This is a genomic window from Streptomyces sp. NBC_00376 (assembly GCF_036077095.1).
GTDB lineage: Bacteria > Actinomycetota > Actinomycetes > Streptomycetales > Streptomycetaceae > Streptomyces.
In genome coordinates this window covers 5,874,373-5,899,010 of record NZ_CP107960.1, presented here as the reverse complement: position 1 = coordinate 5,899,010, position 24,638 = coordinate 5,874,373, and the positions used below count along the sequence as shown (strand labels likewise).

At 71.9% G+C, this 24,638-nt stretch carries 20 protein-coding genes; 6 read left to right on the top strand and 14 right to left on the bottom strand.

What is annotated here, in order from left to right:
• The first annotated feature begins 13 nt into the window (after positions 1-13).
• Complete coding sequence (locus OG842_RS26480; RefSeq protein WP_266733127.1) at positions 14-1,369, top strand: MFS transporter; 1,356 nt, start codon at positions 14-16, stop codon at positions 1,367-1,369.
• Here the strand turns inward: OG842_RS26480 and OG842_RS26475 are convergent.
• The 9 genes from OG842_RS26475 to hrcA all read right to left on the bottom strand — a co-directional run bounded on the left by OG842_RS26475 (position 1,333) and on the right by hrcA (position 12,044).
• On the bottom strand, positions 1,333-2,325 hold the full coding sequence (locus tag OG842_RS26475; protein WP_266733126.1) for an adenosine deaminase: 993 nt from the start codon (positions 2,323-2,325) through the stop codon (positions 1,333-1,335). The genes OG842_RS26480 and OG842_RS26475 overlap by 37 nt on opposite strands.
• Before the next feature lie 58 nt (positions 2,326-2,383).
• On the bottom strand, positions 2,384-3,292 hold the full coding sequence (locus OG842_RS26470) for a ribonuclease Z (RefSeq protein WP_266733125.1): 909 nt from the start codon (positions 3,290-3,292) through the stop codon (positions 2,384-2,386).
• A gap of 18 nt (positions 3,293-3,310) precedes the next feature.
• Positions 3,311-3,670 (bottom strand): histidine triad nucleotide-binding protein, encoded by a 360-nt coding sequence (locus OG842_RS26465; RefSeq protein ID WP_266733124.1) that lies wholly within the window; start codon positions 3,668-3,670, stop codon positions 3,311-3,313.
• A 195-nt stretch (positions 3,671-3,865) separates the two neighbouring features.
• Positions 3,866-7,102: a S41 family peptidase gene (locus OG842_RS26460; RefSeq protein WP_266733123.1), complete on the bottom strand. Its 3,237-nt coding sequence runs from the start codon at positions 7,100-7,102 to the stop codon at positions 3,866-3,868.
• Positions 7,103-7,182: 80 nt separating this feature from the next.
• Complete coding sequence (locus OG842_RS26455; RefSeq protein ID WP_266733122.1) at positions 7,183-7,605, bottom strand: hypothetical protein; 423 nt, start codon at positions 7,603-7,605, stop codon at positions 7,183-7,185.
• 253 nt (positions 7,606-7,858) lie between these two features.
• The gene (locus OG842_RS26450) at positions 7,859-8,605 is read right to left on the bottom strand and encodes a 16S rRNA (uracil(1498)-N(3))-methyltransferase (protein WP_266733120.1); all 747 of its coding nucleotides are present in this window, start codon (positions 8,603-8,605) and stop codon (positions 7,859-7,861) included.
• Complete coding sequence (locus tag OG842_RS26445) at positions 8,602-9,675, bottom strand: nitronate monooxygenase (protein WP_266733119.1); 1,074 nt, start codon at positions 9,673-9,675, stop codon at positions 8,602-8,604. Before OG842_RS26445 ends, OG842_RS26450 begins: the two co-directional genes overlap by 4 nt.
• Before the next feature lie 215 nt (positions 9,676-9,890).
• A complete protein-coding gene (dnaJ, locus tag OG842_RS26440; RefSeq protein WP_266733118.1) occupies positions 9,891-11,027 on the bottom strand; it encodes a molecular chaperone DnaJ in 1,137 nt (378 codons plus the stop codon).
• Positions 11,028-12,044 (bottom strand): heat-inducible transcriptional repressor HrcA, encoded by a 1,017-nt coding sequence (gene hrcA, locus OG842_RS26435; RefSeq protein WP_266733116.1) that lies wholly within the window; start codon positions 12,042-12,044, stop codon positions 11,028-11,030. It abuts the gene before it with no gap.
• 199 nt (positions 12,045-12,243) lie between these two features.
• Here hrcA and OG842_RS26430 point away from each other — a divergent pair, with 199 nt between their 5' ends.
• Both OG842_RS26430 and OG842_RS26425 read left to right on the top strand, forming a co-directional pair.
• Positions 12,244-12,966: an MBL fold metallo-hydrolase gene (locus OG842_RS26430; protein WP_266733115.1), complete on the top strand. Its 723-nt coding sequence runs from the start codon at positions 12,244-12,246 to the stop codon at positions 12,964-12,966.
• Between the two features lie 32 nt (positions 12,967-12,998).
• Positions 12,999-13,817, top strand: a complete 819-nt coding sequence (locus OG842_RS26425; RefSeq protein ID WP_266733113.1) for a DUF3097 domain-containing protein — start codon at positions 12,999-13,001, stop codon at positions 13,815-13,817.
• A gap of 37 nt (positions 13,818-13,854) precedes the next feature.
• Here OG842_RS26425 and hemW read toward each other — a convergent pair whose 3' ends face one another.
• The 4 genes from hemW to lepA form a co-directional block, all read right to left on the bottom strand.
• Positions 13,855-15,096, bottom strand: coding sequence for a radical SAM family heme chaperone HemW (gene hemW / locus OG842_RS26420; protein ID WP_266733111.1), 1,242 nt, complete (start codon positions 15,094-15,096; stop codon positions 13,855-13,857).
• Between the two features lie 72 nt (positions 15,097-15,168).
• Complete coding sequence (locus OG842_RS26415) at positions 15,169-17,094, bottom strand: ATP-binding SpoIIE family protein phosphatase (RefSeq protein WP_266733832.1); 1,926 nt, start codon at positions 17,092-17,094, stop codon at positions 15,169-15,171.
• A gap of 184 nt (positions 17,095-17,278) precedes the next feature.
• Positions 17,279-19,168: an AMP-dependent synthetase/ligase gene (locus tag OG842_RS26410; RefSeq protein WP_266733110.1), complete on the bottom strand. Its 1,890-nt coding sequence runs from the start codon at positions 19,166-19,168 to the stop codon at positions 17,279-17,281.
• A 307-nt stretch (positions 19,169-19,475) separates the two neighbouring features.
• Positions 19,476-21,350 carry a translation elongation factor 4 gene (gene lepA, locus OG842_RS26405; RefSeq protein WP_266733108.1) on the bottom strand — a complete coding sequence of 625 codons (1,875 nt, stop codon included), beginning with the start codon at positions 21,348-21,350 and terminating at the stop codon, positions 19,476-19,478.
• A gap of 216 nt (positions 21,351-21,566) precedes the next feature.
• Here lepA and rpsT point away from each other — a divergent pair, with 216 nt between their 5' ends.
• Positions 21,567-21,833: a 30S ribosomal protein S20 gene (gene rpsT / locus OG842_RS26400; RefSeq protein WP_072483588.1), complete on the top strand. Its 267-nt coding sequence runs from the start codon at positions 21,567-21,569 to the stop codon at positions 21,831-21,833.
• A gap of 333 nt (positions 21,834-22,166) precedes the next feature.
• Here rpsT and holA read toward each other — a convergent pair whose 3' ends face one another.
• The gene (holA, locus tag OG842_RS26395; RefSeq protein ID WP_266733107.1) at positions 22,167-23,153 is read right to left on the bottom strand and encodes a DNA polymerase III subunit delta; all 987 of its coding nucleotides are present in this window, start codon (positions 23,151-23,153) and stop codon (positions 22,167-22,169) included.
• 171 nt (positions 23,154-23,324) lie between these two features.
• Between holA and OG842_RS26390 the strand changes: the two genes are divergently transcribed.
• Entirely contained in the window at positions 23,325-24,311 is a 987-nt protein-coding gene (locus OG842_RS26390; protein ID WP_266733831.1) for an aldo/keto reductase, read from the top strand.
• A gap of 63 nt (positions 24,312-24,374) precedes the next feature.
• A complete protein-coding gene (locus OG842_RS26385) occupies positions 24,375-24,629 on the top strand; it encodes a hypothetical protein (RefSeq protein WP_266733105.1) in 255 nt (84 codons plus the stop codon).
• The last annotated feature ends 9 nt before the right edge of the window (positions 24,630-24,638 follow it).

Below are 24,638 nucleotides of genomic sequence, written 5' to 3'. Positions count from 1 at the left end.
TTCAGGAACGCCCATGTCCTCGCGCCCTCGCGCCGCGTGGCCCCTGGTCGCCGTGTTCACCGCCGGTTACCTCGCCGCCTATCTGCTCCCCACCATCGTCGGGCGGCTCTCCGTCTATCTCGGCCTCAGTACGGCGCAGGCCGGGCTGGTCGGCAGTGCCCTGCTGCTGAGTTCGGCGACCGCCGGGTTCACGCTGGCGGGCCGGGTCGAGACGTACGGGCCGCGGCGGCCGGCCCGGATCGGGCTGGTGCTGGCCATGGTGGGGTACGGCTGCGCCGCCCTGGCCGGGTCGGTGCCGCTGGTGGTCATGGGCGCGATGATCGGCGGTCTCGGCTCCGGTACGGCGACCGCGGTGGCCGCCGCGGGCATCGCCGCCCAGCGCGATCCGCACCGGACCTCGTCGCTCGGACTGCTCAGCGTCTCCGCGACGGCGGGCGCCCTCTATCTGACGATCCCGCACCTCGGCGGCGGCCACCGGCTGCCGTTCGCCTCGATCGCCCTGGTCGCCCTGCTCGTCTGGCCCGCCACCGCACGGCTCGGCGGCGTCACGCCCACCGGTCCGGCCGCCCCGGTCGCGGGCCGGCTGCCGCACCGCCGTTCCGGTCTGGTGCTCGCGGGCGGCATGCTCGTCTGGTCGATGGCGCAGAACGCGCTGTGGGGTGTCAGCAGCCGGATCGGGGTGTCCCAGGTCGGGCTCTCCGAGGTCACCATCGGCGCGGTGTTCGCCGCCGCGCTCGGTGCGGGTCTGCTCGGGGTGATGGGCGCCGGGATGCTGGGCGCCCGGCTCGGCCGGGCGGTGCCGATCGGCATGGGCACCGTGATCATCGCGGCGAGCATCGTGCTCAGTTCCTCGGCCGGGAACCTCGGCCAGTTCGCGACCGGCGAGATCCTCTGGAACACGGTCTACCCGGTGGTCCTGTCGTACCTGATCGGCCTGGCCGCCTCCCTGGACGTACGCGGCCGCTGGGCGGTCCTCGCGGGCTCCGCCTCGTCCGTCGGGGTGGCCTGCGGGCCGGTCCTGGGCAGTGTCCTGTCCGAGCAGGCCGGGTACCCGGTCATGGGCCTGATCCTGGGCTCCGTCACGCTGCTGGTCGCGGCCCCGGTCACGGCCGTCGCCCTGCACACCGGCGGCCGTCCGCTGGTGCCGGGATCGGTGCGCCGCAGGGGCGGCGCCCCTGCCGCGCTGCTCGCCGTCACCACCGGAGCGGTGCCCGGCGCCGTGCCCAAGCTGGGCGCGCCCGAGCAGGCCGTCACGGAGATCAGCCTGCCGGTGCGCCGCAGGCGCCCGGTCCGGGCCGCGTTCCGTACGGCCGGCCCGGCGGGCGTGGCCGGTCAGTCGAACGCGTACGCCTCGACCTCGGACAGATAGCGCGCCCTGCGCTCCTCGTCGTGGTCGAGGAAGGCCGCCTCGAAGGAGTTGCGGGCCAGGGTGCGCAGCCGCTCCTGGTCCAGGTCGAGCGCCTCGTGGACGGCGTGGAAGGTGTCCCCGACGTATCCGCCGAAGTAGGCGGGGTCGTCGGAGTTCACCGTGCAGAGCAGTCCGGCGTCCATCATGGCCCGCAGCGGGTGCTCCTCCAGGGTGTCGATGGCGCGCAGCCGTACGTTGGACAGCGGGCAGAGGGTGAGCGGCACCCGGTCCGCGACCAGCCGCTCCACCAGCTCCGGGTCCTCCATGCAGCGCAGCCCGTGGTCGATGCGCTCGACCCCGAGGACGTCCAGCGCCTCCCGGATGTACTCGGGCGGGCCCTCCTCGCCGGCGTGGGCGACCTTGCGCAGTCCGAGTGCCGCGGCCGCCTCGTACACCTCGCGGAACTTGACGGGCGGGTGGCCGACCTCCGCCGAGTCCAGGCCGACCGCGCTGATCCGGTGCAGATACGGCTTCGCCGCCTCCAGGGTCTCCATCGCCGACTCGGCGGACTCGTCGCGCAGGAAGCACATGATCAGCCGGGTGGAGATGCCGTGCCTCTCCTCGCTGCGGTCCAGCGCCCGGCCGAGCCCCTCGACGACGGTGCCGATCGGGACGCCGCGGGCGGTGTGCGCCTGCGGGTCGAAGAAGATCTCCGCGTGCCGGACGCCCTGGGAGGCGGCGCGGGCGAGGTACGCGTCGGCGAGTTCCTCGAAGTCCCGCTCGGTCCGGAGCACCGCCATCAGCGCGTAGTACAGGTCGAGGAAGCTCTGCAGGTCGTCGAAGAGGTAGGCGGTGCGCAGCTCTTCGGTGTCCGCGTACGGCAGCTCCACGCCGTTGCGCGCGGCGAGCGCGAAGGCCAGCTCGGGTTCGAGGGTGCCTTCGATGTGGAGGTGGAGTTCGGCTTTGGGGAGGGGCACGGGTTTTCACGCTCACAGACGGTGGTGCTGGTGTGGTGCTGAATTGCTGCTGCTGTGTTCAGAGGTGCCGGCTGGGCACGGGAACGCGGTCGAGGTCCTGGGCGACGGTCAGTTCGCCCTCGAACCCCGCGGCGCGGGCCTGGGCCACAAAAGCTGCAGGGTCGTCGTACCGCTGCGAGAAGTGCGTCAGCACGAGGTGCCGCACGCCCGCGTCCCGGGCCACCCGGGCCGCCTGGCCGGCGGTCAGGTGACCGTGGTCGGTGGCGAGCCGTTCGTCCTCGTCGAGGAAGGTCGACTCGATGACCAGCAGGTCGCAGCCCTCGGCGAGCACCTGCACGCCGTCGCAGAGCCTCGTGTCCATGATGAACGCGAACCGCTGGCCGCGCCTGCGCTCGGAGACGTCGTCGAGCGTGACGCCGCCGATGGCGCCCTCGCGCTGGAGCCGGCCGACGTCCGGTCCCTTGATGCCGTGCTCGGCCAGTTTCGCGGGCAGCATGCGCCGCCCGTCGGGCTCGACGAGCCGGTAGCCGTACGACTCGACGGGGTGCGAGAGCAGGTGGGTGCTGAGCGTGTACGTGTCGGTGGTGGCGAGCACACCGTCGGCGGCGACCGGGGCCTCGGTCAGCTCGACGGACTCACGGTAGGCGGTGGCGTACCGCAGCCGCTCGAAGAAGTGCTGCCCGCTCGCCGGGTAGTGCGCGGTGACCGGGTGCGGGACCTGGTCGAGGTTGATCCGCTGGATCACCCCGGCCAGGCCCAGCGAGTGGTCGCCGTGGAAATGCGTGACACAGATCCGGTTGATGTCGTGCGCGGCGACACCGGCCCGCAGCATCTGGCGCTGGGTGCCCTCACCGGGGTCGAAGAGGATGCCCTCGCCGTCCCAGCGCAGCAGGTAGCCGTTGTGGTTGCGGCGTCTGGTCGGGACCTGGCTGGCGGTGCCGAGGACCACGAGTTCGCGTACGGACACGGTGTGCGACCGGCCTCTCTAGCCGGGGGGCCACTGCAGTCCGCGGCCGCCCAGGACGTGGGCGTGCGCGTGGAAGACGGTCTGGCCGGCGCCGGAGCCGGTGTTGAAGACGACCCGGTAACCGGTGTCCACGATCTTCTCGTCGGCGGCGACCTGCCCGGCCTCGCGCAGTATGTCGGCGGCGATGGCCGGCTCGGCGGCGGCGAGCGCGGCGGCGTCCGGGTGGTGGACGCGGGGGATGACGAGTACGTGGGTGGGGGCCTGCGGGTTGATGTCCCGGAAGGCGACGGTGGTCTCGGTCTCGCGGACGATGGTTGCCGGGATCTCACCCGAGACGATCTTGCAGAACAGGCAGTCGGGCTGCGGTTCTCCCGCCATGGGGTGGCTCCTCGCTAGGTGATGATCGTTCTACGGCATGGTATCGGCCCAGCAATCCAGCCCCTCCGGAACCTGGAACCCAGCCCCTCCGGCGATCGAGGAGCGGGGTTCCGGGGGCAGCGCCCCCGGTTGCGGGAAGGGGCGGGCAGGGGCGACGAGCCCCCGCAGGCGCACCCCGCCCCCGCCCCGCTCCCCCTACGCCTCCGGCAGCCCCGGCAGCCCCGGCGCCCGCTTCGCCGGCGTCTCGGCCAGCGACTCCAGCGCGATCCGGATCGCCTCGTCCAACTGCGGATCCCGCCCCGCCGCATAGTCCTGCGGTGTCACCACGACCTCGACATCGGGATCGACCCCGTGGTTCTCCACGCCCCAGCCGTAACCCTCGAACCAGAACGCGAACTTGGGCTGGGTGACCAGAGTCCCGTCCACCAGCCGGTACTTGCTGTCGATGCCGACCACGCCGCCCCAGGTCCGGGTGCCGACGACCGGGCCGATGCGCAGCGCCTTGATCGCGGCGTTCACGATGTCGCCGTCGGAGCCGGAGAATTCGTTGGCCACGGCGACCACGGGACCGCGCGGCGCGTCCAGCGGGTAGCTGAACGGCCGCCTGCCGCGCGGCAGGTCCCAGCCGATGACGCGGCGGGCGAGCTTCTCCACGATCAGCTGCGAGGTGTGGCCGCCGCGGTTCTCCCGTACGTCCACGACCAGCCCCTCGCGGGCCACCTCGACCCGCAGGTCCCGGTGGAGCTGCGCCCAGCCCGCGCCGACCATGTCGGGGACGTGGAGGTAGCCGAGGCGGCCGCCGGAGCGCTCGTGCACGTAGGCCCGCCGGTCGGCGACCCAGTCGTGGTAGCGCAGCGCCTCCTCGTCGGCGACCGGTACGACGACGACATGGCGGGCGTTGCCGCCGTCCACCGGCGAGACGGTCAGCTCGACCGGCTTGTCCGCCGAGCCGATGAGCAGCGGTCCGGGCCCGGTCACCGGGTCGACCGGGCGGCCGTCGACGGCGATGATCGCGTCCCCGGCGCGTACCGCCACGCCGGGCGCGGCGAGCGGGGAGCGGGCCTCCGGGTCGGAGGTCTCGGACGGCAGGACCCGGTCGATCCGCCAACTGCCTTCATCCGTACGGGAGATGTCCGCGCCGAGCAGCCCCTGCCGGGTCGATTCGTCACCCCATCCGCCGGACGGCCGCACATAGGCGTGCGAGGTGCCGAGCTCCCCCTGCACCTCCCAGAGCAGGTCCATCAGGTCGTCGTGGGTGGCGACCAGCTCCAGCACCGGGCGGTAGCGGTCCAGGACCCCGTCCCAGTCGAGACCGCCCATGTCGGGGCGCCAGTAGTTGTCCCGCATGATGCGCCCGGCCTCGTTGTACATCTGGCGCCATTCGGCGGCCGGTTCGAGGGTCCGCCGGATCCGGGAGAGGTCGACGGTGACGCCGCCGTCGCTGCCGCCGTCGTCGTCATCGGCGGCGACACGGCTGTCGGACGGCACGACGCGCAGCTTGCCCCGGGTCTGCATGGCCACCCGCTTGCCGTCCCCGCTGACCGCGAAGTCCCTGACTCCGGAGGCCAGTTCCTCGCAGCGCAGCTTCTCCAGGTCGTACCGCTCCAGGACCGTCTCGGGCCGCCGGGCGTCGGGGGTGGGTCCGCTGGTGCCGAGCACCCCGGTCACCGGGTGGCTCAGCCACAGCAGCCCGTCCTTCGCGGCGTGCAGCGTGGAGTAGCTGGCGGCCTCGACGGGCAGCGGCACGATCCGGTCGGCGAGCCCTTCGAGGTCGATCCGGGTGACGGGGAGCGCGGTCGGGTTGTCCTGGTCGCCCTCGCCGCCGCTCTTCTCGGTCGGGCGGCCGTGGCGCTGCGGCCCGAACGGGGAGGGCGTGGTGGCGGCGAGCGTCAGCAGGTGCGGGCGGCAGGCGCCGATGAACGCCAGGTCGAAGACATGGGCGTCGTAGACCGGGTCGAAGGAGCGCTCGGAGAGGAAGGCCAGGTGCTTGCCGTCGCCGGTGAACGCGGGGGAGAAGTCCCGGAAGCGCAGCGGGGTGGCCTCGGTGACCGAGAGATCGGCGAGGTGGGCGAGCTTGAGCTGGCTGAGCGGCTCGGGCCCGGGGTGGGACCAGGCGAGCCAGGAGGAGTCGGGCGAGAAGACGAGGCCGGAGGCGTCGCCGTGCTCGCTGCGGTCCACCTCGTGGACCTCGCCGCTCTCCCGCTCGACGATCAGGATCCGCCCGTCGTGCGCGGCGACGGCGAACCGGCTGCCGTCGGGGGCCGGGGCCAGTTCGAGGACCCGGCCGATACGGCCTGCGGCGAGGCGGCGCGGTACGGCGCCGGGGGCGGTTCCGGTGGCGGGTGCGCACTCCAGGGCGTCGTCGCCCTCGGCGTCGGTGACCCAGACGACGTGCTGGTCGCCGTCGGCCTGGAAGGCGCGGGGCAGTCTGGCGCGTACGCCCGGTTCGACGGCGAGCGCGCGGGCCGGGCCCTCGCTGTGGGTGACCCAGTGGACGGCGCCGCGCGTCCCGACGGCGCTGCCGCGGCCGGTGCGGTCCGGGGACGCGGAGTCGAGATGGCTGCCGGCGTGCACGGGGTGCGGCTGGAGGTCGGCGCGCTGACCGCCGAGCCGGATGTCGATGCGGCGGGGCCCGTCGCCCTCCAGGCCGTCCAGCAGCCAGAGTTCACCGGCCGAGGCGTAGACGACGCGGGTGCCGTCGGTGGACGCGTGGCGGGCGTAGAAGCCCTCGATGCCGGTGTGGCGGCGCAGATCGGAGCCGTCGGGGAGCGAGGAGTAGAGCGCGCCGACGCCTTCGTGGTCGGAGAGGAAGGCGACGCGCTCGCCCACCCACATCGGGCATTCGATGTTCCCGTCGAGGTCGGCGTGGAGCCGTACGAACTCCGCAGGGCCGTCCGCCGGGGACTCCTGCTCGATCCACAGCTTGCCCGCCGTGCCGCCCCGGTAGCGCTTCCAGGCGGCGGCCTCGCGCCCCATGGTGACCGAGAGCAGCAGTACCCGGCCGCCGGGCCCGTACGCGAGCGAGCCGACCGGCCCGTACGGCAGGGTCCGGGCGGGTCCGCCGTCGACCGGCACGGCCCTGGCCCAGGTGCGCCGGAACGAGGCCTGCCCCTGGGCGCTGACGACCAGCACCTCGCCCTCGGGCGTCCAGCCGTGCACGGCGGTCCGGGCGTCGCCCCAGTGGGTGAGCCGCTGGGAGGGGCCGCCGTCGGCCGGTGCGATGTGCACCTCGGGGGCCCCGTCCCTGGTGGACGTCCAGGCGATCCGGGTTCCGTCGGGCGATATCCGGGGGCCGGCGACCGGCCGGTTGTCGGCACAGACGCGCCAGGCTCGGCCGCCGTCCAGCGGCGCCAGCCAGACATCGTCCTCGGCGGTGAAGGCGATCGAATCGCCCTGGACATGGGGGTATCGGAGGTAGGCAGACTGCGTCACACCGGTCACCCTAGGTCGCGGTTCCGCTCCGCGTAAGCGGGTTGGCCGGAGTTCGACGGGCCGCCGCGGGGCGGGCCGGTTCACTTGCCCATGGGTGTCTCGGTCACCGTCACCGTGACGGTGACCACCGGCCGGAGGCCCTGGCCGCCGCCGGCCGGCGGCGGATTCACCGCGGCGGTCGACGGGACGGCGTCGCAGTTGCCGAGCACATCCGCCCGGAAAACGGCCTTCCCGCCGGTCTTCGCGGTCAGGTCCCCGCGCACGCAGCGCCCACCGAGCTCCTGGGTCACCTTGCCGGTGAGGGTGATGGGCTCGCCCTGCCCGGTCTTGCCGGTGCAGTCGACGTTCGCGATCCGGCGCGCGGACGCGGAGGGTTGTACGCCCCCGGCCAGGTACCCGTCGACACCGGCGGTGCAGTTCAGCCACTGCACGTCGACCCCGTTGCTTTCCAGTGCGCCGGTGCCGACCCGGTCGGTGGTCACGGCGATGGAAGCGGAGTTCAATCCGCCCTGGGGGTCACAGGCGGCAGCTCCCGCGACCGCCGCGACCACGAGTGCGGACGCGGCCAGAAAGCGCCGTTCTCTTACCTGACCCCATGCCCTTGATGTCCCCATACGGGCAGCTTCCCACCGTTCGCTCACGAAGCGGTAGACGGCTTGCCGCCAAAACCGTGAGCGGCTCCGGCGCACGCGACGGGGCGCGCGGCAGGCTCACGACGGGGCGTGCTGCGGCCTCACGACGGAGCTCGCGCCGGCCTCACGACCAGCGGCCGGTGCGCCCCAGCAGCAGAGCGGTCGCCGCCGTGCCCGCCGTGGAGGTGCGCAGCACGCTCGCGCCGAGCCGGCAGGTCCTGGCACCCGCCGCGGCGAACGCCGCCAGTTCCTGCGGCGACACCCCGCCCTCGGGACCCACGACGAGCACGATCTCGCCCTGTTCGGGGAGCGGGACGGTGGCCAGCGGTTCGCTGTCGTGCTCCCGGTCCTCGTGCAGGACGGCGGCGAAGTCCGCCGCGGCCAGCAGCGCGGCGACCTGCTTGGTCGTCATCGCGTCGGCCACCTCGGGGAAGCGCACCCGGCGGGACTGCTTGCCCGCCTCCCGGGCGGTGTTGCGCCATTTCGCGAGGGACTTGAGGCCGCGGTCGCCCTTCCACTGCGTGATGCAGCGCGACGCCTGCCAGGGCACGATCGCGTCGGCCCCGGTCTCCGTCATCGTCTCCACGGCGACCTCGCCCCGGTCACCCTTGGGCAGGGCCTGGACGACGGTGATGCGGGAAACGGGCGGGGGCTCCTCCCGGACCCCGGTCAGACCGGTGAGGACGAGCCGGTCCTTGCCCTCGGCGGCCAGGACGACGCCTTCCGCCCAGTGGCCGCGCCCGTCGGTGAGTACGACGTCCTCACCGGCGTGCAGCCGCTTGACCGACACGGCGTGCCGGCCCTCGGGCCCCTCCAGGACGAACTCGGGTCCGCCGGGGACCTGTTCGACGACGAAGACCGGTGCGGTCACTGCGTACTCCTTGTGCTCACTGCCGTCCGTGCGGCGTCCAGTTCTTCGGCGAGCAGCCTGACCAGCCGGCCGGCCGGCAGCTCGCGTGCCATCCGGTGTCCCTGCCCCGCCCACAGGGCCATGCCCTGCGCGTCCCCGGCCTTCGCCGCCGCCTTGCGCAGCCCGGCGGTCAGATAGTGGACCTGCGGGTAGGCGGCGGGGGCGTACGGGCCGTGCTCGCGCATGAACCGGTTGACCAGGCCGCGGGCCGGGCGGCCGGAGAACGCCCGGGTCAGGGCGGTCCGTACGAACAGCGGGTTGGTCAGGGCCTGCTTGTGCAGCAGGCCCGCCCCGGACTCGGGGCAGATGAGGAACGCCGTGCCGAGCTGCGCCGCCTCCGCGCCCGCGGCGAGCACCGCGGCGATCTGGGAGCCGCGCATCAGCCCGCCGGTGGCGACGATCGGTATCTGCACGGTCTCGCGGACCTGGGAGACCAGTGAGAGCAGCCCGATTCCGGCGCCGTCGGTCTGCGGGTCGTCGCGGTGGGTGGACTGGTGGCCGCCCGCCTCGACGCCCTGGACGCAGACCGCGTCGGCGCCCGCCCACTGGGCGGCCTGGGCCTCCTCGGGCGTGGTGACCGTCACGACGGTGTACGTGCCGACGCCGGCGAACGCGTCGAGGGTGTCGCGGGTCGGGCAGCCGAAGGTGAACGAGACGGCCGGGACCGGGTCCTCCAGGAGGATGGCGATCTTGGCGTCGTAGTTGTCGTCGCCGCCGGAGTCCGGATCACCGAGCGGGGTCTCGTACCAGGCGGCCTCGCCCGCGAGCTGGTGCCGGTACACCTCGACGGCGCTCGGGTCGGCGAGCGCCGGCTGCGGCATGAAGAGATTGACGCCGAAGGGCTGACCGGTCAGCCCGCGCAGCTGCTTGATCTCGTTGTACATGCCGTCCGCCGTCTTGTACCCGGCGGCGAGGAAACCGAGCCCGCCCGCCTCACAGACGGCGGCGGCGAGCTGCGGACAGGATGCGCCCCCCGCCATCGGGGCCTGCACGATCGGATACCGGCAGAGATCGGTCAACGCGGATGACATGACCGCATCGTGTCACGTCCCGCGCGGCGCGGGGCGCGCGGGACGGGGCCCGCTTTGTACTGAACGCCGGACAAGGTCCGTAAGCGAACACCGCACGGGTTCATACGCGAACGCCGGACAGGTTCGTACGCGGACACCGGCAGGCCCGCACGCGAACGCCGGACAGGCCCGCCGAGCGGGTCCGTCCGGCGTCCGGAAACGGTGTGCGGGACCGGTCAGCGGCCGTTGAAGGCGTCCTTCAGCCGGGAGAACAGCCCCTGCTGGCCGGGCTGGAACTGGCCGGTGGGCCGCTCCTCGCCGCGCATCTTCGCCAGGTCGCGCAGCAGCCGCTCCTGCTCCGGGTCCAGCTTCGTCGGGGTCATCACCTCGACGTGCACGATCAGGTCGCCGCGCCCGCCGCCCCGCAGATGCGTGATGCCGCGGCCGTGCAGCGGCACCGACTGGCCGGACTGGGTGCCCGGCCGGATGTCGACCTCCTCCAGGCCGTCGAGCGTCTCCAGCGGCACCTTGGTGCCGAGCGCGCCCGCCGTCATGGGGATGGTGACCGTGCAGTGCAGGTCGTCGCCGCGGCGCTGGAACACCGAGTGCGAGAGCTCGTGGATCTCCACGTACAGATCGCCGGCCGGGCCGCCGCCGGGGCCGACCTCGCCCTCGCCCGCGAGCTGGATGCGGGTGCCGTTGTCGACACCGGCGGGGATCTTCACGGTGAGCGTGCGCCGCGAGCGGATGCGGCCGTCACCGGCGCACTCCGGGCACGGGGTCGGCACGACCGTGCCGAAGCCCTGGCACTGCGGGCAGGGCCGCGAGGTCATGACCTGGCCGAGGAAGGACCGGGTGACCTGGGAGACCTCGCCGCGGCCGCGGCACATGTCACAGGTCTGGGCGGAGGTGCCTGGGGCGGCGCCCTCACCGCTGCACGTCGTACAGACGACGGCCGTGTCGACCTGGATGTCCTTGGTGGTGCCGAACGCCGCCTCGGCGAGATCGATCTCCAGACGGATCATCGCGTCCTGGCCGCGCCGGGTGCGCGAACGGGGCCCGCGCTGCGACGACGTACCGAAGAACGCGTCCATGATGTCGGAGAAGTTGCCGAAGCCGCCCTGTCCGAATCCGCCCGCGCCACCGCCGCCGGAGGCGGACAGCGGGTCGCCGCCGAGGTCGTAGACCTGCTTCTTCTGCGGGTCCGACAGCACCTCGTAGGCGGCGTTGATCTCCTTGAACCGCTCCTGGGTCTTCGGATCGGGGTTCACATCCGGGTGCAGCTCGCGGGCGAGCCTCCGGAATGCCTTCTTGATCTCGTCCTGAGATGCGTCGCGGCGCACGCCGAGTACGGCGTAGTAGTCCGTGGCCACTTACGACTCCGCCAGGATCTGTCCGACGTAACGTGCCACTGCGCGTACCGCTCCCATCGTTCCGGGGTAGTCCATGCGGGTCGGTCCGACCACGCCGAGTTTGGCGACTGCCTCGTCGCCCGAACCGTAGCCGACCGCGACGACGGACGTGGAGTTGAGCCCTTCGTGGGCGTTCTCGTGCCCGATACGTACGGTCATGCCCGAGTCCTTGGCCTCGCCGAGCAGCTTCAGCAGCACGACCTGCTCCTCCAGTGCCTCCAGCACCGGCCGGATCATCACCGGGAAGTCGTGCCCGAAGCGGGTGAGGTTGGAGGTGCCGCCGATCATCAGCCGCTCCTCCGTCTCCTCGACGAGGGTTTCGAGCAGGGTGGAGAGCACGGTGGACACGGTTCCCCGGTCCTCGCTCTCGAAGGATTCCGGCAGGTCCTGCACCAGCTGCGGGACGTCCGCGAAGCGGCGTCCGACGACCCGGCTGTTGAGCCGGGCCCGCAGATCGGCGAGAGAGGTCTCGCCGAACGGGGCGGGGCAGTCGATCATGCGCTGTTCGACCCGGCCGGTGTCCGTGATGAGCACGAGCATCAGCCGGGCGGGTGCCAGGGAGAGCAGTTCCACGTGCCGCACCGTCGAGCGGGTCAGCGAGGGGTACTGCACGATGGCGACCTGCCGGGTCAGCTGCGCGAGCAGCCGTACGGTGCGGCCCACGACGTCGTCGAGGTCGACCGCGCCGTCGAGGAAATTGTGAATGGCGCGACGTTCCGGCGTCGAGAGGGGCTTGACCCCCGCGAGCTTGTCGACGAAGAGCCGGTAGCCCTTGTCCGTCGGAATGCGTCCCGCGCTGGTGTGGGGCTGGGCGATGAAGCCCTCGTCCTCCAGCACCGCCATGTCGTTGCGGACGGTTGCCGGGGAGACTCCCAGCTTGTGCCGCTCGGTGAGCGCCTTGGAGCCGACGGGCTCCTCCGTGCCGACATAGTCCTGGACGATGGCGCGAAGCACTTCGAGTCTGCGTTCGCTGAGCATCGCGCACACCTCCAGCTGTGTTTCCTCGTTGGTTCTCGGGTCGTTCCTGTTTCTCTGCCCAGGAATCCGCCTGGCACTCTGTCAACGCGAGTGCCAGCAACCCCCCGGCCAGTGTACGGCGGCCGAGTGGGGACCTAGCAAGGGCGACCGACCACGCTACCTCGCGACCTCACAGGTGGTTTGCGGATAGCGTCACGGTATGGATGCCTCTTGGGAAGAGTTCGGCTGGGAGCGACTCGGTCGCGGAGTGGGGCGGAGGCGCCTTCCCGGGTGGGACGCGACGGTCGCACTGGTGTCGGGAACGGACGGAGTGCTCCTCTACGACACCGGATCGACGCTCCGCGAGGGCGCCGAGGTGCGGGCCCAGACGCAGGCCCTGCTCGGCCGGAGGGTGACGCATATCGCACTCAGCCATCCCCATTTCGACCATGTGCTGGGCACGGCCGCGTTCTCCGGCGCCCAGGTGTACGGGGCGGTCGGCATGGCCGAGCTGCTGAAGCACGGGAAGGACGAGCTGCACAGCTCGGCCGTGCGCCACGGGGTCGAGGAGCACGACGCGGTGGAGGCCGTCGACGCGCTGGTCGCGCCGCAGCACGAGGTGTGCGGCGAGTGGACGCTCGATCTGGGCGGCGGACGCAAGGTGCTGCTGGCCGACGTGGGCCCCGCGCACAGCAGCCACGACCTGGTGGCGGTCGTCCCCGGCTCCCCCGCGATCGTGCTCTGCGGCGACCTGGTCGAGGAGTCCGGCGAACCGCAGGCGGGCCGGGACGCCTTCCCCGCCCGGTGGCCGGCCTCCCTGGACCGGCTGCTGGCGCTGGGCGGCGAGGACGCGGTGTACGTGCCGGGGCACGGGGCGGTGGTGGACGCGGCGTTCGTACGCGACCAGCGCGAACAACTGGCCGTGCGCTTCGGCGTGTCGTGACCCCCGGGGCCAAGTCGTCCTATCGTCGTCCGATGCGCAGCTACCAGCCGGACCTGACCCCGCCGTGGAAGAGGTCCGCCCCCGTTCCCGAGGTGCCCGCCGAAGCCGATCTGGTCGTGGAGGAGGTCGCCACCGGATTCTGCGGCGCGGTGATCCGCTGCGAGAAGACGGCCCAGGGTCCGACGGTGACCCTGGAGGACCGCTTCGGCAAGCACCGGGTGTTCCCGATGGAGCCGCGCGGCTTCCTGCTGGAGGGCCGGGTCGTCACCCTCGTACGCCCCTCGGCCGCCGCTCCGGTGCGCCCCGCGCGGACGGCCTCGGGTTCGGTCGCGGTGCCCGGGGCGCGCGCCCGGGTCGCGCGGGCGGGCCGGATCTATGTGGAGGGCCGGCACGACGCGGAGCTGGTCGAGCGGGTCTGGGGCGACGACCTGCGGATCGAGGGCGTGGTCGTCGAGTACCTGGAGGGCATCGACGACCTTCCCGCCGTCGTGCGCGAGTTCTCCCCCGGCCCGGACGCCAGGCTGGGCGTCCTGGTCGACCACCTGGTCCCCGGCTCCAAGGAGTCCCGGATCGCCGACCAGGTCACGGACGGGAACGTACTGGTGGTCGGCCACCCCTACATCGACGTGTGGGAGGCGGTGAAGCCGTCCTCCGTGGGCATCACGGCCTGGCCCGTGGTCCCTCGCGGCCAGGACTGGAAGACGGGCGTGTGCCGCGCGCTCGGCTGGCCGGAGAACACCGGCGCGGCCTGGCAGCACATCCTGTCCAGGGTCCACTCGTACCGCGACCTGGAGCCGTCCCTGCTGGGCTCGGTGGAGCACCTGATCGACTTCGTGACGGCACCCGAGTAGCCGGGGAGGCGGGGGCCCAGGGGCGGAGCCCCCGCCCTCAGTCCACCAGGTCCCGCACCACCGCGTCCGCCAGCAGCCGGCCCCGCAGGGTCAGCACCGCCCGCCCCCGCTCGTACGGCCCCGGCTCCAGGAGCCCGTCCGCCAGCGCACGGCGGGAAGCGGCCAGACCGGCCGGGGCCAGGATGTCGAGCGGGCACCCGTCCTGGAGCCGGAGCTCCAGCAGGATCCGCTCGACCCGCCGGTCCTCCTCGGAGAGGATCTCGCGCCCGGCCCCCGGCGACCGCCCCTCGGCCAGCGCCTGCGCGTACGCGCCCGGGTGCTTCACGTTCCACCAGCGCACCCCGCCGACGTGGCTGTGCGCCCCGGGTCCGGCGCCCCACCAGTCGGCCCCGCGCCAGTACAGCTCGTTGTGCAGGCAGCGCCCCTCGGGCGTGCGGGCCCAGTTCGACACCTCGTACCAGGAGAAGCCCGCCGCGGCCATCGCCTCGTCCGCGATCAGGTACCGGTCGGCGTGGGCGTCGTCGTCGGTCATCGGGATCTCGCCGCGCCGGATCCGGCGGGCCAGCCGGGTGCCCTCCTCGACGATCAGCGCGTACGCCGACACATGGTCCGGCCCCGCCCCGATCGCCGCGTCCAGCGAGGCCCGCCAGTCGTCGTCGGACTCCCCCGGCGTGCCGTAGATCAGGTCGAGGTTGACGTGCTCGAAGCCCGCCTCCCGGGCCTCGGCGACACATGCCTCGGGCCGCCCCGGCGTATGCGTACGGTCCAGGATCTTCAGCACGTGCTGCCGGGCGCTCTGCATCCCGAAGGAGATCCGGTTGAAGCCGCCCTCACGCAGTTCGACGAGGTACGCCGGGGAGACGGACTCCGGATTGGCCTCGGTGGTGATCTCGGCGTCGTCCGCGAGCCCGAACTCCTCGCGGATCGCCCCCAGCATCCGGACCAGGTCCGCGGCGGCCAGCAGGGTCGGCGTACCGCCGCCGACGAAGACCGTGCGAACCGGGCGCGGATCGTCGCCGAGGACCTTGCGGGCCTGGCGGACCTCGCCGATCAGATGCTCGGCGTAGTTGTCCCTGGAGGCCAGCGCACCGCCGGAGCCGCGCAGCTCGGTGGCGGTGTAGGTGTTGAAGTCGCAGTAGCCGCAGCGGGTCGCGCAGTACGGCACGTGCAGGTAGAAGCCGAGCGGCCGGCCGGCCGCGCCTTCCAGGGCATGGCGGGGCAGCGCCCCGTCGTCGGGTACGGGTTCACCATCGGGCAGTACGGAAGGCATACCGCCCATTGTCGCTCGCCGCCGGGGAACCCCCGGCCACGCCCGTGATCACGGAGGCCGCCCGTCCCCGGCCACGCGTCCTCACCCCGCCTGGAGCACCAGCAGCGCCAGGTCGTCGTCGGGCGGCCGCTCGGCGAATTCATGCACCGCCCGCTTGATCCGGTCCGCTATCCCGTCCGCCGACAGCCCGGTGCAGCCGGCCAGCGCCTGGGACAGTCCGTCCCCGTCGTCGAACATCAGCGGCCCGCAGCGCCGCTCCGTCACCCCGTCCGTGACGCACAGCAGGCTGTCGCCGGGCGCCAGCTCGAAGCTCTGGCTCTCGTACGCGACGTCGTCGAAGATCCCGAGCAGCATCTGCGGCTCGGCGGCCGGGCGCACCTCGCCGTCGGGCCGCAGCAGCAGCGGCAGCGGGTGGCCGGCGCTGGCCAGGGTGCAGCGCACGCCGCCGCCGGGCAGCGGTACGAGCTCTCCGTACAGCAGGGACAGGAAGCGGGACTGCCCGGTGTCCGGGGTCTGCTGGCCGCCGGCGGCGGCCACCATGAGCGCGGCGGCCTCGGCGGCCTCCATCGCGTCGTCGAGGAGCAGCCGGTTGAGCCGGTCCAGGACCTCGCCGACGCCGAAGCCCTCGCGGGCCAGCAGCCGCAGCCAGGGGCGGGCGAGGCCGGTGACGACGGCGGCCTCGGGGCCGCTGCCCTGCACATCGCCCAGCACGAAGCACCAGCGGTCGCCGGGGCAGGGGAAGATGTCGTAGAAGTCACCGCCGACGACGCCGTCGTCGCTGGGTTCGTACACCAGTGAGCTGGTGACCCCCGGTATGTCGGCGACCTTGCCGGGCAGCAGGGCGCGCTGCAGGATGCGGCTGATGGTGGCCTGCCGGGTGTACTCGCGGGCGGCGCCGACGGCGAGGCCGACCCGGCGCACGAAGTCCTCGATGAGCGCGGTCACCTCGTCGGGGACGCGGGCGAGGCCCTCCCGGCCGAGGAGTACGGCGCCGAGTGTCCGGCCGCCCGAGGTGATCCGGTAGGCGAGGGCGGACGCGGCGGGCTCGTCGGCCTTCGCGCCCTCCTCCTCGCCGCCGGGCCACGGCATGGAGACGGGCCCGGTGCCGACCCGCTCGGGGAGCCGGATCGGGTCCTGTTCCAGCAGGGTGCGCAGCTCCCCGGTCTCGGCCTCGTCCCGGTGCCAGATGCTGGCGAGCCGGGGTACGGCGGAGGGGCCGCCGTTCTCGGGTTCCAGCCAGATCGCGCACCAGTCGGCGAGTCTGGGCACCAGTAACTGTCCGGAGAGCGCCGCCACGATGTCCTCGTCGAGCTGGCCGGCGAGCAGGTCGGAGGCTTCGGCGAGGAAGGAGAGCGCGCCGCGGCCGGCCCAGTCCGCGTCGTCGCGCAGCGCACGCCGGGCGGTGGGGGCGAGCAGCTCGGCGGCGCGCAGCCCCTGCTGGAACCCGGGCTCGGCCGCCGGTTCCGGGAAGGGGTTCCAGTCGTCCACGGGGAGCCTGGCCCAGACGGTCTTGAGGCCGGTGCGGTAGGTGATGCCCCAGCGCTCGGCGAGGGTGCCGACGAGCTGGAGCCCGCGACCGTACTCGGCGGGCTCGTCGGGGCCGACGAGGCTGGTGCCCTCCGCGGCGTCGGCGGCGCTCCCGGACTCCGGGCGGTCGCTGCGCACGGCGCGGGCCGGGTGGTGGTCCGAGACCTCCAGCACCAGGGCCGCGACCTCGTCCTCGGCGGCCTCCTCCAGCCGGGCGAGCACCTCCACATTGGTCCCGGCGTGCACGACCGCGTTGGTGACCAGTTCACTGACGACGACTTCCGCGTCCTCGGCCACGCGCTCGCTGAAACCCACGGCCGCGGGCAGCCCGAGCCCGGTCCACTCGCCGAGCGCGGCCCGGACGAACCTGCGGGCGGCGGAGGGTGCGAGGAGGTTCCCGGGCAGGGACGTATGGGCGACCGGCCGTGCGTCCGCACGGCCTGCGGGATCACCGGGACGCTGAACGATGTCCCGCTGCAAGGGAATGGGCCCCACGGTGCAGCTCCTGACCTGTTCTCGCTCTGTCTGTTCTCGTTGCTGTCTGTCTGTTCTCGTTGGGCGGCGCTGACGACACCGACAGAGTGACAGATGGACCATGCCCATAAGCAACGAGTTGCCGAAGTGAGCGGAGAAAAAGAGCGGGAGGAACACCGTGGGGCAGGCCCTATGCCTCGCGGGTCCCCGCGTACATGTCGTCGATGAGGCCCTTGTACTCGCGCTCGACGACCGGCCGCTTCAGCTTGAGGCTGGGCGTCAGCTCGCCGTGCTCGATGTCCAGGTCGCGGGGCAGCAGCCGGAACTTCTTGATGGTCTGCCAGCGCTGCAGGCCCTCGTTGAGCCGCTTCACGTAGCCCTCGATGAGCGCGACGGCCTGCGGGGAGGCGACCACTTCGGCGTACGGCTTGCCGCCCAGGCCGTTCTCGGCGGCCCAGCCGAGGATGGTCGGCTCGTCGAGTGCGATCAGGGCGGTGCAGAAGTTCCGGTCCGCGCCGTGCACCAGGATGTTGGAGACGAACGGGCAGACCGCCTTGAACTGTCCCTCGACCTCCGCCGGGGCGATGTACTTGCCGCCGGACGTCTTGATCAGGTCCTTCTTGCGGTCGGTGATCCGGAGGTAGCCGTCCACGGACAGCTCGCCGATGTCGCCGGTGTGGAACCAGCCGTCCGGCTCCAGTACCTCGGCGGTCTTCTCCGGCTGCCCGTGGTAGCCCTCCATCAGGCCGGGGCCGCGCAGCAGGATCTCGCCGTCGTCCGCGATCCGCACCTCGGTGCCGGGGAGCGGCTTGCCGACGGTGCCGGTGCGGTAGGCCTCGCCCGGGTTGACGAAGGAGGCGGCGCTGGACTCGGTGAGGCCGTAGCCCTCCAGGATGTGGATCCCGGCGCCGGAGAAGAAGAGGCCGATGTCGGTGGCGAGGGCGGCGGAGCCGGAGACACAGGCGCGCAGCCGGCCGCCGAACGCCTCACGGATCTTGGCGAAGACGAGGGTGTCGGCGACCTTGTGCTTGGCGCCGAGCCCGAACGGGACGGAGGCCGTGCCGGTGCGCCGGAAGTTGTCCTGCGAGACCGTCGCGTACTCGCGGGCGACCCCGGCCGCCCACTGGAAGATCTTGTACTTGGCCCCGCCGCCGGCCCGCGCCTTGGCGGCGACGCCGTTGTACACCTTCTCGAAGATGCGGGGCACCGCGGCCATGTACGTCGGCTGGACCACCGGCAGGTTCTCGATGATCTTGTCGACCCGGCCGTCGACGGCGGTCACGTGGCCTACCTCGATCTGGCCGGAGGTGAGGACCTTGCCGAAGACGTGCGCGAGCGGCAGCCAGAGGTACTGGACGTCGTCGGCGGTGATGAGGCCGGTGGCCACGGTGGCCTTGGCCATGTACGACCAGTTGTCGTGCGGCAGGCGCACGCCCTTGGGGCGGCCGGTGGTGCCCGAGGTGTAGATCAGGGTGGCCAGCTGGTCGGCCGTGATGGCGGCGACCCGCTCCTTGATCGCCTCGGGGTGCTGCGCCAGGTACTCGGCGCCGCGGGCCTCCAGCTCGGCGAGGGTGAGCACCCAGCCCTCGGGGTCGTCCTCGGCGGGGTCGGCGCCCTCGGGGTCGATGACGACGACATGGGCGAGGTCCGGCAGCTCGGCGCGGCGCTCGCGGGCCTTGGCCAGCTGGGCGGCGTCCTCGGCGATGAGCACCCGGCTGTCGGAGTCGGAGAGGATGAACGCCGACTCCTCGGCGTTGGTCGACGGGTAGATCGTGGTGGTGGCGGCACCCGCGCACATCACACCGAGGTCGACGAGGATCCATTCCACCCGCGTGCTGGCGGCGAGCGCGATCCGCTCCTCCGGCCGCACGCCCAGACCGATGAGCCCGGCCGCGATGGCGTAGACCCGCTCGGCGGCCTGCGCCCAGCTCAGCGACTTCCACTCATCGGGTCCGGCGCCGGTGGCCGCGGGGACGGGGTAGCGGTAGGCCTCCCCGTCCGGGGTGGCCGCCACGCGGTCGATGAAGAGGTTCGCCACGGAGGGCGGTCGGTTCTCGATCAAGGTCAGTGTGTCGCTCACGACGTCCTCCGGGCCTGCGGCAGTGCTTCACGACCGGCTGCTGGTTGCTGCTTGTTCCTGTTGTTCCTGCGGGTGTCTGTCTGCTTGGTCCTGCGGCGCTCGTCCTGCGGGGCCTGTTTCGCGCGGGGCTTGTTTAACTGGCGAGTAACTACGAAGTCGTGATCAGGGTAGAGCGCCCGCGTCCACCGCGTAAGAGGCAACGGGCCGCCGCTTCATAACAAACGGGCCCCCGCGTCGCGAGATGCTGCGACGCGGGGGCCCGTTCGGGCTACCACCGGGGGTGGGGGCGGGGTGCGGCTCGGGCGGGCTACTTCTTGCCCTTGCTCTCGCCGCCCGACTCGTCCGTGGACAGCACGGCGATGAAGGCCTCCTGCGGCACCTCCACGTTGCCGACCATCTTCATCCGCTTCTTGCCCTCCTTCTGCTTCTCCAGCAGCTTCCGCTTACGGGAGATGTCACCGCCGTAGCACTTGGCGAGGACGTCCTTGCGGATGGCGCGGACGGTCTCACGGGCGATGACCCGGGAGCCGATGGCGGCCTGGATCGGCACCTCGAAGTTCTGCCGCGGGATCAGCTCGCGCAGCTTGGCGACGAGCCGGACGCCGTACGCGTACGCCTTGTCCTTGTGCGTGACCGCGGAGAACGCGTCGACCTTGTCGCCGTGCAGCAGGATGTCGACCTTGACGAGCTGGGCGGTCTGCTCGCCCGTGGGCTCGTAGTCGAGCGAGGCGTAACCCCGGGTCTTCGACTTCAGCTGGTCGAAGAAGTCGAAGACGATCTCGGCGAGCGGCAGGGTGTAGCGGATCTCGACCCGGTCCTCGGAGAGGTAGTCCATGCCGAGCAGGGTGCCGCGCCGGTTCTGGCAGAGCTCCATGATCGCGCCGATGAACTCGCTGGGGGCCAGGACCGTGGCGCGCACGACGGGCTCGTGCACCTTGTCGATCTTGCCCTCGGGGAATTCACTCGGGTTGGTGACGGTGTGCTCGGTGCCGTCCTCCATGTCGACGCGGTAGACCACGTTGGGGGCGGTGGCGATGAGTTCGAGGCCGAACTCGCGCTCCAGCCGCTCCCGGATCACGTCGAGGTGGAGCAGCCCGAGGAAGCCGACGCGGAAGCCGAAGCCGAGGGCCGCGGAGGTCTCCGGCTCGTACACCAGGGCGGCGTCGTTGAGCTGGAGCTTGTCCAGCGCCTCGCGCAGGTCCGGGTAGTCCGATCCGTCCAGCGGGTACAGACCCGAGAACACCATCGGCTTGGGGTCCTTGTAGCCGCCCAGCGCCTCGGTCGCGCCCTTGTTCAGGGAGGTGATGGTGTCACCGACCTTGGACTGCCGGACGTCCTTCACACCGGTGATGATGTAGCCGACCTCGCCCACGCCGAGGCCGTCGGCCGGGGTCATCTCCGGGGAGGAGACCCCGATCTCCAGCAGCTCGTGGGTGGCGCCGGTGGACATCATCTTGATGCGCTCGCGCTTGTTGAGCTGGCCGTCGACCACACGGACGTACGTGACGACGCCGCGGTACGAGTCGTAGACCGAGTCGAAGATCATCGCGCGGGCCGGGGCGTCCGCCTGGCCGATCGGGGCCGGGACGTCCCTGACCACCCGGTCGAGCAGCGCGTCCACGCCGATGCCGGTCTTCGCGGAGACCTTGAGCACGTCCTCCGGCTGGCAGCCGATGAGGTTGGCCAGCTCCTCGGAGAACTTCTCGGGCTGCGCGGCCGGCAGGTCGATCTTGTTGAGTACCGGGACGATGGTGAGGTCGTTCTCCATCGCCAGGTAGAGGTTGGCCAGGGTCTGGGCCTCGATGCCCTGCGCGGCGTCGACCAGCAGGACCGTGCCCTCGCAGGCGGCGAGCGAGCGGGAGACCTCGTAGGTGAAGTCCACGTGGCCCGGGGTGTCGATCATGTTGAGGACATGGGTGCGGCCCTGGCCCTCGCCCGTGGTGGGCGCCCAGGGCAGCCGCACCGCCTGGGACTTGATGGTGATGCCGCGCTCGCGCTCGATGTCCATCCGGTCGAGGTACTGAGCACGCATCTGCCGCTGGTCGACCACACCGGTCAGCTGGAGCATCCGGTCGGCAAGGGTCGACTTGCCGTGGTCGATGTGCGCGATGATGCAGAAATTGCGGATCAGCGCCGGGTCGGTACGGCTCGGCTCGGGCACGTTGGTAGGAGTCGCGGGCACGCAGGGTCCTGATTCTTGAGACGCCGAACGCCGTGTCTCGGGTCGATGTCGGGTCGGTCGGATCGATACGTAGCCTCCATCGTCCCATGGTTGCGGGGCGGAGACCGGTTTAGGCCGGTCGGAGTGGGGCTGGTACCGTTGACAGCTGTGCCTCGCGACTCTCTCAGGCCGTGGGGCGCACATCGAATGATCCAACGAACCTGAAAAGGCTCTTTCGTGGCGAACATCAAGTCCCAGATCAAGCGGAACAAGACGAACGAGAAGGCGCGCCTGCGCAACAAGGCCGTCAAGTCCTCGCTCAAGACCGCTATCCGCAAGGCCCGTGAGGCTGCCGCCGCCGGTGACGTCGAGAAGGCCACCTCGGCCGCTCGCGACGCCTCCCGCGCGCTCGACAAGGCCGTCTCGAAGGGTGTCATCCACAAGAACGCCGCCGCCAACAAGAAGTCGGCGCTGGCCTCCAAGGTTGCCTCCCTCCAGGGCTGAGCATTCTGATGTGATCGCCGGGACGGATCCAGCGGGCCCTCTCTCCCGTTCCTGACCGGCACCCCGCGCCGCACACCGAACCTGCGTTCGCCACGCGGGTGCGGCGCACCAAGCGTGAACCGAAGGCCCCGGCCTCAGCTCTCCCCAGAGCGAGACCGGGGCCTTCGGCGTACGCGCTCAGTGCGGGGCGGGGGCCTTCGGGGCTGGGCCTTCGGCGTACGTGCTTGTGGTCGGACGGGGCCTTCGGCGTACGTACGTGCCCGTGGCCGGGCGGGGCCTTCGGCGTACGTGCCCGTGGCCGGGCGGGGCCGGTGTGGTCACCCGGCCCCGGGCTCACCGCCCCGACCGTGCCGCCCGCGCGATCGCGACCACGGCCTTCTCCAGGGCGTACTCCGGGTCGTCGCCGCCGCCCTTGACCCCCGCGTCGGCCTCCGCGACCGCCCGCAGGGCGAGGGCCACCCCGTCGGGTGTCCAGCCACGCATCTGCTGCCGCACCCGGTCGATCTTCCACGGCGGCATCCCCAGCTCACGGGCGAGGTCGGCGGGCCGCCCGCCGCGGGCCGAGGACAGCTTGCCGATCGCCCGTACGCCCTGCGCCAGCGCACTCGTGATCAGCACCGGCGCCACCCCGGTCGACAGCGACCAGCGCAGCGCCTCCAGCGCCTCCGCCGCCCGGCCCTCCACCGCACGGTCGGCGACCGTGAAGCTCGACGCCTCGGCACGGCCCGTGTAGTAACGGGCGACGACCGCCTCGTCGATGGTGCCCTCGACATCGGCGACGAGCTGCGAGACCGCACTCGCCAGCTCCCGCAGATCGCTGCCGATGGAGTCGACCAGCGCCTGGCACGCCTCGGGCGTCGCCGAGCGCCCCAGTGCCCGGAACTCCGACCGTACGAACGAGAGCCGCTCGGCCGGCTTGGTCGTCTTCGGGCAGGCGACCTCCCGCGCACCCGCCTTGCGCGCCGCGTCCAGCAGGCCCTTGCCCTTGGCGCCGCCCGCGTGCAGGAGCACAAGGGTGATCTCCTCGACCGGGTCGCCGAGATACGCCTTGACGTCCTTGACCGTGTCGGCGGAGAGATCCTGCGCATTGCGCACGATCACCACCTTGCGCTCGGCGAAGAGCGACGGGCTCGTCAGCTCGGCCAGGGTGCCGGGCTGGAGCTGGTCGGAGGTGAGGTCTCGGACATCCGTGTCGGGGTCGGAGGCCCGGGCCGCCGCCACCACCTGTTGCACGGCGCGGTCGAGGAGCAGGTCCTCCTGGCCCACGGCGAGCGTGAGGGGGGCGAGCGGGTCGTCGGTGGAATTCCTTCTGGTGGCCATCGTCGTCCAGCATCCCATGCACCACTGACAGCTCCCGGTCTCCCTCCCCCGCCCGCCTGGCCCGCACGCCCCTCCGCTCGCCCTGGCAGGAGAATTCTGCACATTGCCAGGATTCCTGCCGCGACAACGGATCAAGTGAATTCCGGAGGAGAACCCGAATTGAGTTCGTCAATGATTCCACGCCGCCGGCTCTGCAATACCGGACTGGAAGTTTCCGCCCTCGGGCTGGGATTCATGGGAATGAGCCAGACATATGGAATTCCGGACGACACGGAGTCCATGAGGACCATCCATCGGGCCCTCGACCTCGGCTGCGATTTCTTCGACACCGCGGAGTCCTACGGCCCGTTCGTCAACGAAGAACTCTTAGGCAGGGCGCTGCGCGGCCGCCGGGACGACGCGGTCGTCGCGACGAAGTTCGGCTGGGAGTACGAGGGCACCGCGCGGGGCGCGCTCAACAGCCGGCCCGAGCACATACGCGAGGCGGTCGACGGGAGCCTGAGCCGACTGGGTACGGACCGGATCGACCTGCTGTACCAGCACCGGGTGGACCTGGAGGTGCCGATCGAGGACGTGGCCGGGGCGGTCGGCGAACTCATCGCGGCCGGAAAGGTTCTCCACTTCGGCCTCTCGGAGGCGGGAGCGAGCACCGTCCGCCGGGCTCACGAGGTCTGTCCCGTATCGGTTCTCCAGACGGAGTACTCGCTCTGGGAACGCGATCTGGAGCAGGAGATCCTGCCGGTGATCCGAGATCTGGGTATCGGACTCGTTCCCTATTCACCGCTGGGTCGAGGATTCCTGACCGGCACGGCGGTCCGCGCGGAGGAATACCCGGAGAACGACTACCGAAGGCACGATCCGCGATTCCAGGGCGATAATTTCAGAATCAATTCCGCGGCCGCCGACGTGGTCCGGGACGTCGCCCGCGGGTGCGGTGCGACCCCGGCGCAGGTGTCGCTCGCCTGGCTGCTGCACCGGGGCGACGACATCGTGCCGATCCCCGGCACGAAGCGCAGGTCGACGCTGGAGGAGAACCTCGCGGCGGCGGAACTCACGCTCGGCCCGGACGAGCTGCGGCGCCTGGACACGGCGCTGCCGCCGTCGGTGGTCGCCGGCAGCCGGTACCCCGAGAGCGTCATGCACATGAACGGCCGCTGAGGCTGTCCGGCCAGAGGCTCCTCGCCGGGCCGTGCGGCACACCCGGTACGGGAGAATGGTCAGGTGAGCGATGTGAGACATGTACTGGTGCTGCCCGACCGCGATGCCGCGGAGGAGGTGGCCGGAGAGCTCGCCGACCGGTTCGGGGTCGCCGAGGAGCCCCAGCTCGTACGCGATGCGCTGGCCGGTGAGGACGACGCCGAGGACGCCCAGTGGCTGGTGGTCGTGGAGGACCCGTCGGGGCGGCTGGACTCCTCGGCGCTGGATGCCTTCGCCGCGGAGTACGAGGGGTGGCTAGAAGCGCCTCAGAACTCCTGACTGAATGAT

What these genes read in the sequence shown, in the direction of transcription:
- OG842_RS26480 (WP_266733127.1), top strand. Translation starts at nt 14, where the DNA reads ATGTCCTCGCGCCCTCGCGCCGCGTGGCCCCTGGTCGCCGTGTTCACC.
- OG842_RS26465 (WP_266733124.1), bottom strand. Translation starts at nt 3,670, where the DNA reads ATGGCGGGAGAACCGCAGCCCGACTGCCTGTTCTGCAAGATCGTCTCG.
- OG842_RS26445 (WP_266733119.1), bottom strand. Translation starts at nt 9,675, where the DNA reads ATGTCATCCGCGTTGACCGATCTCTGCCGGTATCCGATCGTGCAGGCC.
- hrcA (WP_266733116.1), bottom strand. Translation starts at nt 12,044, where the DNA reads ATGCTCAGCGAACGCAGACTCGAAGTGCTTCGCGCCATCGTCCAGGAC.
- OG842_RS26430 (WP_266733115.1), top strand. Translation starts at nt 12,244, where the DNA reads ATGGATGCCTCTTGGGAAGAGTTCGGCTGGGAGCGACTCGGTCGCGGA.
- OG842_RS26425 (WP_266733113.1), top strand. Translation starts at nt 12,999, where the DNA reads ATGCGCAGCTACCAGCCGGACCTGACCCCGCCGTGGAAGAGGTCCGCC.
- hemW (WP_266733111.1), bottom strand. Translation starts at nt 15,096, where the DNA reads ATGGGCGGTATGCCTTCCGTACTGCCCGATGGTGAACCCGTACCCGAC.
- holA (WP_266733107.1), bottom strand. Translation starts at nt 23,153, where the DNA reads ATGGCCACCAGAAGGAATTCCACCGACGACCCGCTCGCCCCCCTCACG.
- OG842_RS26390 (WP_266733831.1), top strand. Translation starts at nt 23,325, where the DNA reads ATGATTCCACGCCGCCGGCTCTGCAATACCGGACTGGAAGTTTCCGCC.